This window comes from Rhodococcus sp. P-2 (assembly GCF_016598535.1).
Taxonomy (GTDB): Bacteria; Actinomycetota; Actinomycetes; order Mycobacteriales; family Mycobacteriaceae; genus Rhodococcus_F; species Rhodococcus_F baikonurensis.
This window is the reverse complement of the sequence record NZ_CP066779.1, coordinates 525,441-539,976: the sequence shown is the minus strand read 5'-3', so window position 1 is coordinate 539,976 and position 14,536 is coordinate 525,441. Positions and strand designations below refer to the sequence as shown.

The following is a 14,536-nucleotide window of genomic DNA, read 5'->3' as shown; positions in this document are numbered from 1 at the left end:
CGGCCTAGCGAGCGGGGCGGCCACCGGTGGAGCCTGCGGTGCGAGCGCCGCCGCCTGTGCGGGGACGGCGAGCGCCGCCGCCTGCATGTTCCTGACGGGCAGCTCCGCCGGTGCGAGCGCCGCGTGACTGACCGCCCTGTCCGGAGCGAGCCTGACCCGACCGTGCTGCGCCGCCGCGTCCACCCTGGCCGGCGGGACGCTGTCCGCGTCCACCGTTCGGCTGGGCCGGAGCCTTCGGAGCCGGCGTGACGTGCGGTGCGATGTCGCCGACCAACTTGACGACGTGCTCGGAGTTGGCAGTCGAACGAACCGGGGTCACCTTGATGGCCGCCTTACGCATGAGGATCGCGAGATCCTTACGCTGCTCGGGCAGAACCACGGTGACCACGTCGCCGGCGCTGCCTGCGCGAGCGGTGCGACCACTACGGTGCAGGTACGCCTTGTGCTCGGCCGGCGGATCGACATGGACGACCAACTCGACGTCGTCGACGTGGACGCCGCGTGCTGCGACGTCGGTGGCGACGAGGACGCGCGCTTCACCGGCGGAGAATGCCGCCAGGTTACGGTCGCGAGCGGCCTGAGAGAGGTTGCCGTGCAGGTCCACTGACGGGATGCCCGACTCGGTGAGCTGGCGAGCCAACTTGCGTGCCTGGTGCTTGGTGCGCATGAACAGGATGCGACGACCGGTACCGGAAGCGAGCTTCTCGACCAGAGCCTTCTTGGCTTCGACGCCGTCGACGTCGAACACGTGGTGCGTCATCGCGGCGACGGGGGAGTTGGCCTCGTCGACCGAATGCATGACCTCGTTCTTGAGGAAACGCTTGACGAGCTTGTCGACGCCGTTGTCCAGCGTTGCCGAGAACAGAAGGCGCTGCCCGTCCTGCGGGGTGGACGAGAGGATGCGGGTGACTACGGGCAGGAAGCCGAGGTCGGCCATGTGGTCTGCCTCGTCGAGCACGGTGATCTCGACGGCGTCGAGGCTGACGAATTTCTGCTTCATGAGGTCTTCGAGGCGACCGGGGCAGGCGACGACGATGTCGACTCCGGCCTTGAGAGCCTGAACCTGGCGGTGCTGCGAGACGCCACCGAAGATGGTGGTCACGCGCAAGTCGTATGCGGCGGCCAACGGTTCGAGGGTTGCGGTGATCTGGGTGGCGAGCTCACGCGTCGGTGCGAGCACCAGGCCGAGCGGTCGACCCGGACGACGCTTGCCCCCGGACAGTTCGCCGGCGAGGCGGGAGACCATGGGGATGGAGAACGCGAGGGTCTTGCCGCTTCCGGTCTTTCCGCGGCCCAGTACGTCGCGCCCCGAAAGAGTGTCGGGGAGGGTGTCGATCTGGATCGGGAACGGAGAAGTGATTCCGCCGTCTTCGAGAGCTTTCACCAGCGGTGCGCGCACACCGAGGGCTGCGAAGGTGGTAGCGGGCGTAGAGATGTCAGACAAGTGTGTTCAGAGCCTTTCGGGCACGTGTTCGTGCCCGGATGCCGACACGGGAATGAACCGGTCGAACAATCAAGCACAGTGGTGGCGGCGCTGCCGGTCGGCAGGCTTCTTCGCCGTAAGAAGAGCGGGTGCATTGAGCACTCAGCAAGAAAATTTGCGTTCTACGACGCTGGATGCCCGATTTCAGGCACCTAGTGATCGTAACTCTACCTTCTCGGAGCGTTCGACCTACAACCCGACCCATTCGGAGACGCCGTTCGCGAAGTGTTGCCGCTTCCAGATCGGTACCTCGTGCTTGATGCGCTCCACCAGTTCGGCGCACGCGGCGAACGCCTCCGCTCGATGCGGGGCGGCGACGGCGGCCACCAGTGCGAGGTCGCCGATCTCGAGGTGTCCGACGCGATGGATCGCGGCAACCGGCAGGCCGGTCGAGGTGGCAACCTCTTGGCAGCACGTCTGGAGGAAGCGTTCGGCATCCGGATGCGCTTGGTACTCCAACGCTGAAACCGCTTGACCGCCATCGTGATTGCGTACCGTCCCGGTGAACACCACAACAGCACCGTTCTTCGGACCGGCAACGGCGGCGTCGACGGTGTCTGCGTGAATCGGTTGCTCGGAGATCCGAGCCAGTAGCTCACTCATCGTGTGCTCCTCCGCCTGCGACCTGCGCGAGCAGGTGATCGATGATGGGTTCGAGGACGGTGAGACCGTCCTTCACTCCACCGGGAGAACCCGGAAGATTGACTATGACCGTCGTGCCTGTGAGACCTGCCACACCACGGCTCAGTGACGCGTGTGGGGTCTTTTCGAGGCCCTTCGTTCGGATAGCTTCTGCGACCCCGGGCAACTCACGGGTCAAGACTGCCCGGGTAGCTTCTGGGGTTGCATCCGTGGGGGAAGCACCGGTGCCGCCGGTGCTGATGACAAGCGACGGGGAGCCCTCCTTGGCGTCAGCGATGCCCGCCGCGATGTCTGCGTCGGCGTACACAAGCGGTCCACGCACCTCGAAGTCCCGCTCGCGTAGCCAGGCTGCGATCGTCGGACCGGTGGTGTCGGGTCTGGTGCCGTTCGCGCCACCGGTCGAAGCGACCAGCACGGTTGCGGATCGTGGCGAGGTGAAGGCGTGCGCCGGAGATGTCTGTGAGTTCTGAGTGTCGCGGGTCCAATGTCCGTGTTTACCACCGTCTTTGGTGAGCAGGCGAACACCGTTCATAGTGGCTCCGGGATCGACCGCTTTGACCATGTCGTGCAAGGTCAGGCCGGCTACCGCGACGGCGGTGAGTGCTTCCATCTCGACGCCGGTCTGTCCGCGAGTCTTTGCCGTCGCTTCGACGGTGATCGAGGTTTCGGTGAACCCGAATTCCACCTTGACCGACGAAAGCGCGAGCTGATGACACAACGGGATCAGCTCTGACGTCTTTTTTGCACCGGCGATTCCGGCAATGCGCGCGGTGGTGAGGACATCGGCCTTGGGCATGCCGTCGGCGCGGACGAGGCGAACTACCTCGGCGGTCGTGACGAGTTCACCGGCAGCGACGGCGATGCGCGTCGTCTCGGCCTTGGCGCTGACGTCGACCATGCGCGCTCGGCCTTCGCTGTCGACGTGTGTCAATTCGGTCATGAGTGTCCTTTGAATCAGATCGAGTGAATCAAATCGAGGAAGCCGAGAGCGGGAGGACATCGACGAGATCGCCCGCTCCGAGTTCGGTCACGGCAGCGGGGACGTCGATCAGGACGTCGGCCCACGCCATTGCTGCAACGAGGTGCGAGCCGGGTCCGGCCACGAGTTCGATACCGTCCGCAGTTCTACGCGCGCGCAGGAACTGGCGCTTGCCATCCACCGAACGTAGCGGTGCAGTCAGTGGCAGCCGTTCGCGCGGGATCTCGGGCAGACCCGCGGCCCGGCGCAGTTCGCCGCGGGCGAAGACCTCGAACGAGACCATCGTGCTGACCGGGTTGCCCGGGAAACTCAGTACCGGCACTTCGTTCACCACGGCGGTGCCTTGCGGGCCACCCGGCTGCATCGCGACGTGGCCGAAGTGTGCACCCAGAGGGGTGAGAGTTTCCTTCACCACCTCGAAGTCCCCCATGGACACCCCACCGGAGGTGAAAACCAGATCGGCGACCGAGGTTGCGTACGAGAGTAATTCGCGGAACTCGGCCGGGTCGTCGCTGCTTCGGGCGACGGATACGACATCGGCGCCGTTGGCTTCGGCCAATGTTGCCAAAGCTGGTCCGTTGGAATCGTAGATCTCGCCTGGTTCGAGAGTTGTTCCGGCACTTTTCAGTTCGGCGCCCGTCGTAATTATCGCGACCCGTGGCTTCGTGTACGTGTCGAGCGAGGCCAGGCCCACAGCGCTCAGCGCGGCGATATGGCGAGGTTCCAAGTGTGTTCCGGCCGTGACCAGTAGCATTCCGGCAGTGATGTCGCTGCCACGTTCGCGAACGAATTCGCCTACAGACCTGCCCCGTTCGATGGTGACCACGTGTTCGGTGACGCCCGTCGTGTCCTCGACGGGAACGACGGCGTCGGCACCCTCGGGGAGCGGCGCACCGGTCATGATGCGAAATGCCGATCCTGGAAGGTGTTTCGGTGGTTTTCCGCTTCCAGCGGCGATCACGCCTCGAACCGTCAGTGTGGTCGGAACCGAGGCCACAGAAGCAGCATCGACCGCATATCCGTCCATCTGTGAGTTGCGGAAGAGGGGCAGGTCCACCGGCGATGCGATATCCGAGCAAGTTATGCGCCCCAACGCTTCTGCCGTCGGAACCGCCGACGGAGAGAGGGTGTGCAGGCCGGTGAGCAATCCGGAGATGTGCGCAGCGTGTTCCTCGACCGAACGCGCGCTCATGACAGTAACCTCGACAACCTCGACATGTTTTGATCCTAGGCGGTGTGGTCCGTCCGACACACGGAGTACGGCTTTCGGTCATACTGGAGCAATACGGAAGTTGGTGAAGTGATGACAGTGGTCTCGATGGGAATTCCCACCGTGCGGTTTGACGCTGCCTCCCTCGCCGGTCGTCCCGAGACGGATCTCCTGGTCGACAGGTTCGGGCGTGTTGCCAGAGATCTGCGAGTCTCGATCACCGAGAAGTGTTCACTTCGCTGTACGTATTGCATGCCCGAAGAGGGCCTGCCGGCCATTGCTACGGAAGACCTTCTGAGTCCCGAAGAGATCATTCGAGTGGTCGGAATCGGTGTCGAACGAGTCGGTATTCGTGAAGTGAGATTCACCGGCGGGGAACCACTCATGCGCAGTGACCTCGAAAAGATCATCGGCGGGTGCGCGGCTCGCGTGCCGGGCATTCCACTTTCCATGACTACCAACGCCGTTGGGCTCGAACATCGTGCCGCGAAGCTGGCTGCAGCGGGTCTGACCCGCGTCAACGTGTCTCTGGATTCCGTCGATCGCGCCCATTTTGCGGAATTGACGCGTCGAGACAGGTTGCCGTCCGTTCTCGCGGGAATTCGAGCGGCAGCTGCGGCCGGACTCGCGCCACTGAAGATCAATGCGGTGCTGATGCGTGAAACGCTCCACGGCGCGGCGGATCTTTTGCAGTGGTGCCTCGAAGCCGGCGTCGAATTACGCTTTATCGAACAAATGCCTCTGGATGCAGACCATGCGTGGGCGCGCGAGAACATGGTGACCGCGGCTGAATTGTTGTCCGTATTGGGAAGCCGTTTCGAATTGGAAGCTATCGGCCGCGAAGATCCGTCGGCTCCTGCCGAAGAATGGCGTGTCGACGGGACCACGATGACGGTTGGAATCATCGCTTCCGTGACCCGCTCGTTCTGCAGTGAATGCGACCGGACCCGAATGACTGCCGAGGGAACAATTCGGTCATGTCTGTTCAGCGACCGCGAAGTCGATCTGCGTGCCGCGCTCAGGTCCGGAGCAAGTGACGACCAACTAGCGGATCTGTGGCGCGGTGCGATGTGGAACAAGTGGGCAGGGCACGGCATCGACGCCGCGGACTTCGTTCCGCCGGAAAGAAGTATGGGAGCGATTGGTGGCTGATCCGCATTCGATCTCGGTTCGTTACTTTGCTGCTGCAGCGGATGTATCCGGTTGCCGTAGCGAGGTAGTCGCCATTTCGCCCGACAACACACTTGCCGAGTTGGTCGCGGTCTTGGTCGGGCGATACGGACCGGAGATGGAGCGAGTGCTGTCGGTCTCGGCTTTCCTCGTCGGTGACGAGTTGACCCGCGACGTGTCTCGAGCCTCCGGTAGCGCTGTCGATATTCTTCCGCCTTTCGCTGGAGGCTAGTCCGAGAATTGCCGGCGTAGCTATTTGTGGGCTGCCGTCGTATTGTCCTTTTTCGGTTTCCCGGTCCAAATATTTATATCTTGATCACTCCAGCTCGAGTGGCATCCATCTCCATGTTCTCCATTATTGGTCAATTGTCCAGCATTGGTCGTTTTGTTTAGTTTCTCCTACTTTTGGGGGAGTAAATGCACTTCTAATTGCCCAGGTGAATTGTCATCTGTTTGGATGACAAAAGAAATACCTTCGCTGTTGGTAATTGTCGACATGTGTTAATTTTGGCGCAATTCCACTCGGGATATGTGAAAGGTATTTCAATGTCGATTAATTCCACGCGCCGTGTCGGAGTCGTCGTAGCGCTCCTCGGGGCAGCTGCACTCACCGCTCCGGCAATTGCTACTGCGCTTCCGTCCACCGGTTCTCTCGGCTCTTCTGCGCCGGAAGCCTCGTGCTCGACTCTGTCCACCGAAGCGACGCCGAACGGATGGGGCATCCCGTTCACCGACGAGAAGGATCAGACCGCGTCGTACACGGCCGACAACGTTCTCGACAAGGACGGTTCACTGAAGCTGGCCGTCGACGGTACCGGCGATCGTTCGGTTTCCTACCATTCGGCCGGCGGTATCAAGCTGTCCGACGCAGTCAGCAAGGCGATCGGTTTCGCCGAGCGCGCCGCCACGCCGACTGCGGCGTTCCAGCTTCGCCTCACCGGAACCACCGGCGGAAAGTTCGAGAACGGATTCACCACCCTGGTGTGGGTCCCGGGACCGGACGCGACGCCGACGGCTGACGGCGGCGTTCACGCGGATCTCCAGAAGGGCGTGTGGTGGAGCACTCAGAACATCGACGGCGCCAAGGACCGCGTGTCAGTGCCTTTGGCTGACATCGTCGCCGCGAACCCGAAAGCGGTAGTCGACCACTACGGCGTCAGTGTTGGGACCGGCTCCGCTGCCACCTCGACGCTGGTCGATGCGGTGCAGTTCAACGGATGCACCACCAACTTCGCGAAGAAGGATCCGGCTTCGGGAACGGGTTCGCTGGGCGACGTCTTCGGCAGCCTGTTCGGTAGCTAGTCGCTGGTAAGAGTTACTTCCACCAGTCATCCAGGGGTGTGACCGGCACCGTGCGCTTGTGACGAGTGTTGGCGAACATCTTCTCGAGCTTTTCGGCTACCTCGGAGGAAACGTCCTTTCCTTCGAGGTAGTCGTCTATCTGTGAGTACGTGACGCCGAGGGCAACTTCGTCGGGCAGCGCGGGTCGGTCGTCCTCGAGGTCGGCGGTCGGCACCTTGCGCCACGTGCTCTCGGGTGCGCCCAATTCCTGCAGTAGCGCAGCGCCCTGACGTTTGCTCAGGCCGGTGAGCGGCGTGATGTCGACGCCGCCGTCACCGAATTTCGTGAAGAAGCCGGTAATCGCTTCTGCGGCGTGGTCGGTACCGATCACCAAGTAGCCGAGCTGACCGGCAATCGCATATTGAATGACCATTCGTTCGCGCGCCTTGATGTTGCCACGGACGAAGTCGCGTAGTTCGCCGTTCCCCAACGCCTCGGAGGCCTCACGGGCTGTGGCGTCGGCGCCAGGCTTGACGTTGACCGTGAGAGAGCGGTCCGGCTTGATGAAGCCGAGTGCGATCTGAGCATCGGATTCGTCGGCCTGCGCGCCATAGGGGAGTCGAACAGCGACGAACTCGGCCTCGTGGCCTTCTTCGCGGAGTTCGGTGACCGCACGTTGGGCGAGGGCGCCGGCGAGCGTGCTGTCCTGACCGCCGCTGATTCCCAGAACGAATCCTTTGGCGGGGGTCGAGCGCACGTAGTCCTTCAGGAACTGGACTCGCGCGCGAACCTCCGCTGCGGCGTCGATTGTCGGCTTTGCGCCGAGTTCTTCGATGATGCTTTCACGCAGTGTGGCCATGAATGGACTCTAGCGATGTGAGCAGGCGCGCGCAGTGCCACCACAACGTGGGCGGTACGGTCGCGCACATGAGTGCGAACAACGTTCTGGTGGTCAGTGCGACGAAGTCGGAAGCGGCCTATGTGCCGCAAGGATACGAACTGCTGATCACAGGTATTGGAAAGGTCAGTGCTGCAACAGCAGTCGCCTCTGCTCTGGCGCGGTACGAGCGGGAAGATCTGCCGCTGGTCGTCAACATCGGGACCGCCGGTGCGCTGCACGCGCACCACGGTGGCCTCTATGTTCCCGGGGTTGTCATCAATCACGACATCAGCAGCACCGCGATCCGAGCGCTGGGGCACGACGTCGCGGACCGTTTGGTGCTCGCCGACGGAGACGACTCCGTGCTGGCGACCGGCGACGCATTCATCGCCGACACTGCGACCCGGGACGCTCTCGCTCAGCGAGCCGATCTGGTTGACATGGAGGGGTTCGCCATCGCATTCGCCGCGCAGGCTGCGGGTGCTAGCTGCCGACTCGTCAAACATGTCAGCGACCATGCGGACGACTCGGCCTTGGACTGGCCCGCGATGATCGATGCCAGCGCCCGCGAATTGGGGCGCTGGCTGCTCGACAACGTCTGATCGAGCCTGCAGCGTCTGGTCAAGCCTGCGCAGTCAGTATCAATCCGGTGTTGTCGGGCTTGCGCAGGGTCAGCGTGTCGGCGTCGACGGTGTAGCTCACTTCACCGTCGAGTACCGCCAGGATCTGACGCTCGATGTCCATGTTCTCCTCGGGGCAGGCCATTCGCGTGGTTGCCATCGGCGTGAATGTGACTGTGGTGTCGGATACCTGGGCGCTTCCGGTCATGCGATTGCATCCGGTGGTTCCGCTGACCGAACCGTCTGCGGCAATCGTGAGTTCGGGAGCTGACGTCTCCAGAGCCAGGCTCGTACTGATCGCATCGGGACTGATGAGTGACGTGACGGTCCACGTCGTGCCCTGCAGAGGTCGATCCGGCGTGACGATCTTCTTGTCCTGCAGAGTCACTGTGGCGTCGTCCGATGTCAGGGTGAGGGTGTCGCCGTCGAGGCTCCACGTCGGCGCGGAGGTCAGCAATGTTGTTGTCCAGGTGTCGGATTCGGCGATGCTGGGAGGGCAGCCCATCATGGTCGATGCCATGGTGCCGGTGGTCAGTGTGCCGTCGGTGAACTCGATCGAGCCGTTTGCCGTGTTGCATCCGGCGCTCGCGGACACTCGACCCGCTTGGCTGAAATCGAGAGTCAGCGGGCCGCCGCCGGGAATTTGTGTTCCGTCGACGGAGGTCGAGATGAAGACGCGGCCGGAGGGGTCCGTCTTGTCCTCGGGGGAGTCGGACGAAGCGGAGCAACCGCTTACCGCGGCGATGGTCAGGAGGCCGATGACGGCAGCTGCGATGCGCATGGGCTCACATTAAGTGGTGGGACGGATCTGGGGAGTCAACATCGAGTAACGCGCCGGGCAAGGTCTTCCCAGCCGGCGGCCAGGCGCTCGGTGGTCATCCCGAGATCGCGCACCTGATGAAGGACAAGCGACGCTTCGAGCGGTGCCAACAGTGCCGAAGCGAGCAGATCGAGGTCGCCCTCGACGCCGGCTCCTCGAAGAAGTCCGATGACGTGAGCGATGCCGAGTGCTCGTGCCGGACCGCCGAAGCGGTATTCAGGAGCGTTTTCCGCCGCTCGGAGGACTTCGCCCTGTACTTCCACCATGGCGATCCGGGCTCGTCCGAACGCGATGAGGCGCTCGATCGGCGGCGCGCCAGGACCCAACGGTGGGGGGCCGAACATGAATGCCTGCTGCAGTTCTCGCTCGGTGTGATCGAGCAGTGCCTGCATCAGTCCCGATCGATTGCCGAAGCGCCGAAAAACTGTGCCCTTGCCCACACCGGCTCGGCACGCGACGGCATCCATCGTGACCGCGTCGACACCTCGCTCGGCGACGAGGAGGGCTGCGGCGTCGAGCAGAAGTACGCGGTTACGTGCTGCGTCACCGCGCTCGACGGGTACGGCGCCGATCTGGGGGAGGGGGATTGCGCTCACGGGATCAGGTTACAGGGCCGGGGAATGTAAGTGGACCGCGGTCCGTTTAGTTGATATAACTTTCAACCGGAGCCACCAACCGCACCACTCTCGAAGGAATCTCGTTATGTCACAGACCAATGTTCTCGTTCTCGTCGGCAGCCTGCGCGCCGGATCCGTCAATCGCCAGCTTGCCGAGACGGCTGTGTCCGCCGCACCCGAGGGTGCCACGCTGACGGTCTTCGAAGGCCTCGCCGACGTCCCCTTCTACAACGAAGACATCGACGTCGAGGGTGCTTCCATTCCCGCTGTCGACGCACTGCGCGCCGCTGCGAGCGACGCTGACGCGTTCCTGCTCGTCACCCCCGAATACAACGGCACCATCCCCGCAGTTCTGAAGAACGCCATCGACTGGATCTCGCGTCCGTACGGTGTCGGTGCCGTCAAGGACAAGGCTGTCGCAGTCATCAGCGCTTCGCCCAGCGGCAACGGCGCCAAGTGGGCTCACGAAGACACCACCAAGGCAGTCCGCATCGCCGGCGGCAAGGTCGTCGAGGACACCGCACTGAGCATCGGTGGAACCGGCGCACTGTTCGGTGAGCTGCACCCGCGTGAGAACGCAGAGGTGCTCGCTCAGATCTCCAAGGTCGTCTCCGACCTCGTCGACGCCAGCAAGCAGCTCGTCAACGCGTAAACCGTTTCTCGAGTGAGGGCCATGCCGGAAGGTATGGCCCTCACTCGTATGCGAGCGAGGGCCATACGTCCGCTAGAGCCCTTCGCGTTCCATCGCGTCGTCGACGGCGTCGCGAACCGACTCGAAATCCTTGCCGGCCAACATCGCTTCGCCCATCGCGGAATCGATACGGTCGGCGACGACTGCGTACCGACGCTCCCAGTTCTCCTTGTCCTCCCGCCAGTAACCCATCACGTGCATGCGGGTTGCCGGGATTTCCCATGTTCGACGCAGATGGGCGCGGATGCGTCTGGCGGTCGCGGCCTCGACTGCGCACCAGATGTAGCCCTCGCCGGGAGGCATGCGAACGCCGGCCAATTCGGCGAGCAGTGAGTCTGCTTCGTCGATCCATCGGTAGTGAGCGTCGGCGCGCGTCGTGAACGTCTGCTGTTCGCTCGGCGCGGGCACCTGTGCAATGACGTGGATCGGTAGATCGTCGGGTGCTTCTTCCAAGATCCGCCCGATCGCAGGCAGTGCGGCGTGATCGGCGACGAGTAGCAGCCAGTCGCACTCTGCCGGCGGCGTGAACCACCCGCTCGCAGTCGAGAGATGGACGGTCGCGCCCGGTTGCGCATTCTCGGCCCAGAGTGCCGCTCCGCCGTGGCCGTGGAGAACGAAGTCGATCTCCAGTTCGTTCTTCGACGGCTGCCAGCGTCGGACCGTGTAACTACGGGCGTGAGGGGGATCGAGGGGGAATCTGACGAGCACCCGTTCGTCGGGGCTCCCGCTCGTCTCGAAGTCGCTCAGGCCCGCGCCGCCGAAGGTGATTCTGCGCATCAGTGGTGTCACCTGCTGCGTTCTCGTCACGGTTGCCTGGTGGCGCGGAGCTTCGTCCTTCGGAGGTGTTTCCACGACGCTCATGGTAGGTCCGAGAAGTGGTTTTCAGATGCTGTCGAGCCCGCGACCGAAATGTGACGCGCGACACGCCGACGCGCCGGAAGTTGCGTGCGCTGAACAGGGGCGACCTGGGAATTTCAACGATGTGACTCACAACATCTCGCGTTATGTGTTTCTGTCGGCCACTAGGTGTAGTGTCTTGAGCACTGAGAGACCACAACGCGGAACGCCTCGAGCGAGACTCCGGCAATCGGTCGAATCGGTGCTGAACATCACTACATCGGCCTTTGTTGGCTAAGCGAAAGAGGGACTCTCATGAGCATCACCGTCTACACCAAGCCCGCTTGCGTTCAGTGCAATGCCACCTACCGCGCCCTCGACAAGGCCGGTCTCGAATACAACGTCATCGACATCACCGAGGATGCCGAAGCCCGCGACTACGTCATGGCTCTCGGGTACCTCCAGGCACCCATCGTGGTTGCCGGTGAAGATCACTGGTCGGGCTTCCGTCCCGATCGCATCAAGACCCTGACCGTCGCTGCTTGAAGCGCCGCAGTGTCGGCGGTGGAGACCTCCGCCGACACATCTGAGTAGTTCCGGGCACCGTACAAGAAAATGGTGACAACCGATGACTTCGCTGGTCTATTTTTCCAGCGTGTCGGAGAACACCCACCGATTCGTTCAACGTCTCGGCCTGCCTGCGACACGTATACCCATCCATGACCGTGACGGCTCATTTCGCGTAGACGAGCCCTATGTGCTGATTCTGCCCACCTATGGTGGCGGCGTCACCGTGACAGGGCGCGACACCAGTTATGTGCCGAAGCCGGTCATTCGTTTTTTGAACAATCCACACAACAGGTCGTTGATCAGAGCAGTGATCGCGGCGGGAAACACCAATTTCGGTGAGTCCTTTTGCTATGCAGGAAACATCATTTCCCAGAAATGCCACGTTCCTTTTCTGTACCGTTTCGAACTCATGGGCACTGCCGAAGATGTCGACCGAGTACGAGAAGGCTTGGGGGAGTTCTGGAATCATCTCGAAACAGAGAAGGAGCACGGGCAGTGGCGCCAACCATCACTGACACGATCGCGGCAGGAAGCGTAGAGCGTGATGCACGCGGCGGCGATTCCACCAACGGTCTCGACTACCACGCACTCAATGCCATGCTCAACCTGTACGGCGCCAACGGTGAGATCCAGTTCGAGATGGATGTCGCTGCAGCCCGTCAGTACTTCTTGCAGCACGTCAACCAGAACACCGTGTTCTTCCACAATCTGGACGAGAAGCTGGACTACCTCGTCGAGGAAAACTACTACGAGCCAGAGGTTCTCGATCAGTACTCACGTACTTTCGTGAAGTTCCTGATCGATCACGCGTACGCCAAGAAGTTCCGCTTCCCGACGTTCCTGGGTGCGTTCAAGTACTACACCTCCTACACGCTCAAGACCTTCGACGGTAAGCGCTACCTCGAGCGTTTCGAAGATCGCGTGTGCATGGTTGCGCTCACCCTCGCTGCAGGCAACGAAGACCTGGCCGTCGAACTCGTCGACGAGATCATCGCCGGACGCTTCCAGCCCGCCACCCCGACGTTCCTGAACTCGGGCAAGAAGCAGCGCGGCGAGCCCGTGTCCTGCTTCCTGCTTCGTATCGAAGACAACATGGAGTCCATCGGTCGCTCCATCAACTCGGCTCTGCAGCTGTCCAAGCGCGGTGGCGGTGTTGCCTTGCTGCTCACCAACGTTCGTGAGCACGGCGCACCGATCAAGAAGATCGAGAACCAGAGCTCGGGTGTCATCCCGATCATGAAGCTTCTCGAGGACTCGTTCTCCTACGCCAATCAATTGGGTGCGCGTCAGGGCGCCGGTGCTGTGTACCTGCATGCGCACCACCCCGACATCTACCGTTTCCTCGACACCAAGCGTGAGAACGCGGACGAGAAGATCCGCATCAAGACGCTCTCACTCGGCGTCGTGATCCCGGACATCACGTTCGAGCTCGCGAAGAAGAACGAGGACATGTACCTGTTCTCGCCGTACGACGTCGAGCGCATCTACGGAGTTCCGTTCTCCGACATCAACGTCTCCGAGAAGTACTACGAGATGGTCGACGACAAGCGAATTCGCAAGTCCAAGATCAAGGCTCGCGAGTTCTTCCAGACCGTCGCCGAATTGCAGTTCGAATCGGGCTACCCCTACATCATGTTCGAGGACACGGTGAACCGGGCCAACCCGATCGAAGGCAAGATCACGCACTCGAACCTGTGCTCGGAGATCCTGCAGGTTTCGACGCCTTCACTGTTCAACGACGACCTGTCCTACTCGAAGGTCGGCAAGGACATCTCCTGCAACCTGGGTTCGCTGAATATCGCGAAGACCATGGACTCACCCGACTTCGCCAAGACCATCGAAGTGTCGATCCGCGGATTGACGGCGGTGTCCGACCAGACGCACATCTACTCGGTGCCGTCGATCGAGCAGGGCAACAACGACTCCCACGCCATCGGCCTCGGTCAGATGAACCTGCACGGATACCTCGCTCGTGAGCGGATCTTCTACGGCAGCGAAGAAGGCATCGACTTCACGAACATCTACTTCTACACCGTGCTGTTCCACGCACTGCGTGCGTCGAACAAGATCGCCATCGAGCGCGGCTCGTACTTCAAGGGTTTCCCGGAGTCGAAGTACGCCTCGGGCGAATTCTTCGACAAGTACACCGACCAGGCCTGGGAGCCTGCAACCGACAAGGTTCGCGGACTCTTCGCCGATGCGAAGCTGCACATCCCCACCCAGGACGACTGGCGTGAGCTGAAGGCTTCGGTTCAGAAGCACGGTATCTACAACCAGAACCTTCAGGCCGTCCCGCCGACCGGCTCGATCTCGTACATCAACTACTCCACCAGCTCCATCCACCCGGTGGCGTCGAAGATCGAGATCCGCAAGGAAGGCAAGATCGGTCGCGTCTACTACCCGGCGCCCTACCTGACCAACGACAACCTGGAGTACTACCAGGATGCCTACGAAATCGGGTACGAGAAGATCGTCGACACCTATGCTGCCGCAACACAACACGTCGACCAGGGCCTGTCGCTGACACTTTTCTTCAAGGATACCGCCACCACGCGCGACATCAACAAGGCGCAGATCTACGCGTGGCGCAAGGGAATCAAGACGCTGTACTACATCCGTCTGCGTCAGATGGCACTCGAAGGCACCGAGGTCGAGGGCTGCGTTTCCTGCATGTTGTAAATGGCTTCGCCCCCGTGGACCTTTTCGGTAGTGACTGCTACCGAAAGGCTCACGGGG

At 62.0% G+C, this 14,536-nt stretch carries 16 protein-coding genes; 8 read left to right on the top strand and 8 right to left on the bottom strand.

Annotated elements, in window-relative coordinates; genetic code table 11:
- Nucleotides 1-4: 4 nt before the first annotated feature.
- From I7X09_RS02555 to I7X09_RS02540, 4 genes are all read right to left on the bottom strand, one after another.
- Nucleotides 5-1,444 carry a DEAD/DEAH box helicase gene (locus I7X09_RS02555; protein WP_042450056.1) on the bottom strand — a complete coding sequence of 480 codons (1,440 nt, stop codon included), beginning with the start codon at nt 1,442-1,444 and terminating at the stop codon, nt 5-7.
- Nucleotides 1,445-1,672: 228 nt separating this feature from the next.
- Nucleotides 1,673-2,086 (bottom strand): molybdenum cofactor biosynthesis protein MoaE, encoded by a 414-nt coding sequence (locus I7X09_RS02550; protein ID WP_166809716.1) that lies wholly within the window; start codon nt 2,084-2,086, stop codon nt 1,673-1,675.
- Nucleotides 2,079-3,065, bottom strand: coding sequence for a bifunctional molybdenum cofactor biosynthesis protein MoaC/MoaB (gene moaCB, locus I7X09_RS02545; RefSeq protein WP_166809715.1), 987 nt, complete (start codon nt 3,063-3,065; stop codon nt 2,079-2,081). The genes I7X09_RS02550 and moaCB overlap by 8 nt, the downstream gene beginning before the upstream one ends.
- Nucleotides 3,066-3,093: 28 nt before the next feature.
- Nucleotides 3,094-4,296: a molybdopterin molybdotransferase MoeA gene (locus I7X09_RS02540; protein ID WP_166809714.1), complete on the bottom strand. Its 1,203-nt coding sequence runs from the start codon at nt 4,294-4,296 to the stop codon at nt 3,094-3,096.
- A 111-nt stretch (nt 4,297-4,407) separates the two neighbouring features.
- Here I7X09_RS02540 and moaA point away from each other — a divergent pair, with 111 nt between their 5' ends.
- The 3 genes from moaA (at nt 4,408) to I7X09_RS02525 (ending at nt 6,786) form a co-directional block, all read left to right on the top strand.
- Complete coding sequence (gene moaA / locus I7X09_RS02535) at nt 4,408-5,466, top strand: GTP 3',8-cyclase MoaA (RefSeq protein ID WP_200315410.1); 1,059 nt, start codon at nt 4,408-4,410, stop codon at nt 5,464-5,466.
- A complete protein-coding gene (locus tag I7X09_RS02530) occupies nt 5,459-5,716 on the top strand; it encodes a MoaD/ThiS family protein (RefSeq protein WP_003944706.1) in 258 nt (85 codons plus the stop codon). Before moaA ends, I7X09_RS02530 begins: the two co-directional genes overlap by 8 nt.
- 314 nt (nt 5,717-6,030) lie before the next feature.
- Nucleotides 6,031-6,786: a hypothetical protein gene (locus I7X09_RS02525; protein ID WP_200315408.1), complete on the top strand. Its 756-nt coding sequence runs from the start codon at nt 6,031-6,033 to the stop codon at nt 6,784-6,786.
- A 13-nt stretch (nt 6,787-6,799) separates the two neighbouring features.
- Here the strand turns inward: I7X09_RS02525 and nadE are convergent, their stop codons facing one another.
- Nucleotides 6,800-7,624, bottom strand: coding sequence for an ammonia-dependent NAD(+) synthetase (gene nadE, locus I7X09_RS02520; protein ID WP_124566346.1), 825 nt, complete (start codon nt 7,622-7,624; stop codon nt 6,800-6,802).
- 68 nt (nt 7,625-7,692) lie between these two features.
- Between nadE and I7X09_RS02515 the strand changes: the two genes are divergently transcribed.
- Entirely contained in the window at nt 7,693-8,247 is a 555-nt protein-coding gene (locus tag I7X09_RS02515) for a nucleosidase (protein WP_200315406.1), read from the top strand.
- A gap of 19 nt (nt 8,248-8,266) precedes the next feature.
- Here the strand turns inward: I7X09_RS02515 and I7X09_RS02510 are convergent, their stop codons facing one another.
- Nucleotides 8,267-9,046, bottom strand: a complete 780-nt coding sequence (locus I7X09_RS02510) for an META domain-containing protein (protein WP_200315404.1) — start codon at nt 9,044-9,046, stop codon at nt 8,267-8,269.
- A 35-nt stretch (nt 9,047-9,081) separates the two neighbouring features.
- Nucleotides 9,082-9,681 carry a TetR/AcrR family transcriptional regulator gene (locus I7X09_RS02505; protein ID WP_019747883.1) on the bottom strand — a complete coding sequence of 200 codons (600 nt, stop codon included), beginning with the start codon at nt 9,679-9,681 and terminating at the stop codon, nt 9,082-9,084.
- A 106-nt stretch (nt 9,682-9,787) separates the two neighbouring features.
- Between I7X09_RS02505 and I7X09_RS02500 the strand changes: the two genes are divergently transcribed.
- Nucleotides 9,788-10,354 carry an NAD(P)H-dependent oxidoreductase gene (locus I7X09_RS02500; RefSeq protein ID WP_200315402.1) on the top strand — a complete coding sequence of 189 codons (567 nt, stop codon included), beginning with the start codon at nt 9,788-9,790 and terminating at the stop codon, nt 10,352-10,354.
- A gap of 72 nt (nt 10,355-10,426) precedes the next feature.
- Here the strand turns inward: I7X09_RS02500 and I7X09_RS02495 are convergent, their stop codons facing one another.
- Nucleotides 10,427-11,254 carry a siderophore-interacting protein gene (locus tag I7X09_RS02495; RefSeq protein WP_200315401.1) on the bottom strand — a complete coding sequence of 276 codons (828 nt, stop codon included), beginning with the start codon at nt 11,252-11,254 and terminating at the stop codon, nt 10,427-10,429.
- A 291-nt stretch (nt 11,255-11,545) separates the two neighbouring features.
- Here I7X09_RS02495 and nrdH point away from each other — a divergent pair, with 291 nt between their 5' ends.
- The 3 genes from nrdH to nrdE all read left to right on the top strand — a co-directional run bounded on the left by nrdH (nt 11,546) and on the right by nrdE (nt 14,479).
- Nucleotides 11,546-11,776: a glutaredoxin-like protein NrdH gene (gene nrdH, locus I7X09_RS02490; protein ID WP_003944717.1), complete on the top strand. Its 231-nt coding sequence runs from the start codon at nt 11,546-11,548 to the stop codon at nt 11,774-11,776.
- Nucleotides 11,777-11,858: 82 nt separating this feature from the next.
- A complete protein-coding gene (gene nrdI / locus I7X09_RS02485) occupies nt 11,859-12,338 on the top strand; it encodes a class Ib ribonucleoside-diphosphate reductase assembly flavoprotein NrdI (protein ID WP_003944767.1) in 480 nt (159 codons plus the stop codon).
- Nucleotides 12,296-14,479: a class 1b ribonucleoside-diphosphate reductase subunit alpha gene (gene nrdE / locus I7X09_RS02480; RefSeq protein WP_003944756.1), complete on the top strand. Its 2,184-nt coding sequence runs from the start codon at nt 12,296-12,298 to the stop codon at nt 14,477-14,479. The genes nrdI and nrdE overlap by 43 nt, the downstream gene beginning before the upstream one ends.
- Nucleotides 14,480-14,536: the final 57 nt, after the last annotated feature.

What these genes read in the sequence shown, in the direction of transcription:
- moaCB (WP_166809715.1), bottom strand. Translation starts at nt 3,065, where the DNA reads ATGACCGAATTGACACACGTCGACAGCGAAGGCCGAGCGCGCATGGTC.
- I7X09_RS02515 (WP_200315406.1), top strand. Translation starts at nt 7,693, where the DNA reads ATGAGTGCGAACAACGTTCTGGTGGTCAGTGCGACGAAGTCGGAAGCG.
- I7X09_RS02500 (WP_200315402.1), top strand. Translation starts at nt 9,788, where the DNA reads ATGTCACAGACCAATGTTCTCGTTCTCGTCGGCAGCCTGCGCGCCGGA.
- I7X09_RS02540 (WP_166809714.1), bottom strand. Translation starts at nt 4,296, where the DNA reads ATGAGCGCGCGTTCGGTCGAGGAACACGCTGCGCACATCTCCGGATTG.
- I7X09_RS02550 (WP_166809716.1), bottom strand. Translation starts at nt 2,086, where the DNA reads ATGAGTGAGCTACTGGCTCGGATCTCCGAGCAACCGATTCACGCAGAC.
- nadE (WP_124566346.1), bottom strand. Translation starts at nt 7,624, where the DNA reads ATGGCCACACTGCGTGAAAGCATCATCGAAGAACTCGGCGCAAAGCCG.
- I7X09_RS02510 (WP_200315404.1), bottom strand. Translation starts at nt 9,046, where the DNA reads ATGCGCATCGCAGCTGCCGTCATCGGCCTCCTGACCATCGCCGCGGTA.
- I7X09_RS02495 (WP_200315401.1), bottom strand. Translation starts at nt 11,254, where the DNA reads ATGAGCGTCGTGGAAACACCTCCGAAGGACGAAGCTCCGCGCCACCAG.
- nrdH (WP_003944717.1), top strand. Translation starts at nt 11,546, where the DNA reads ATGAGCATCACCGTCTACACCAAGCCCGCTTGCGTTCAGTGCAATGCC.
- nrdI (WP_003944767.1), top strand. Translation starts at nt 11,859, where the DNA reads ATGACTTCGCTGGTCTATTTTTCCAGCGTGTCGGAGAACACCCACCGA.
- I7X09_RS02525 (WP_200315408.1), top strand. Translation starts at nt 6,031, where the DNA reads ATGTCGATTAATTCCACGCGCCGTGTCGGAGTCGTCGTAGCGCTCCTC.
- moaA (WP_200315410.1), top strand. Translation starts at nt 4,408, where the DNA reads ATGACAGTGGTCTCGATGGGAATTCCCACCGTGCGGTTTGACGCTGCC.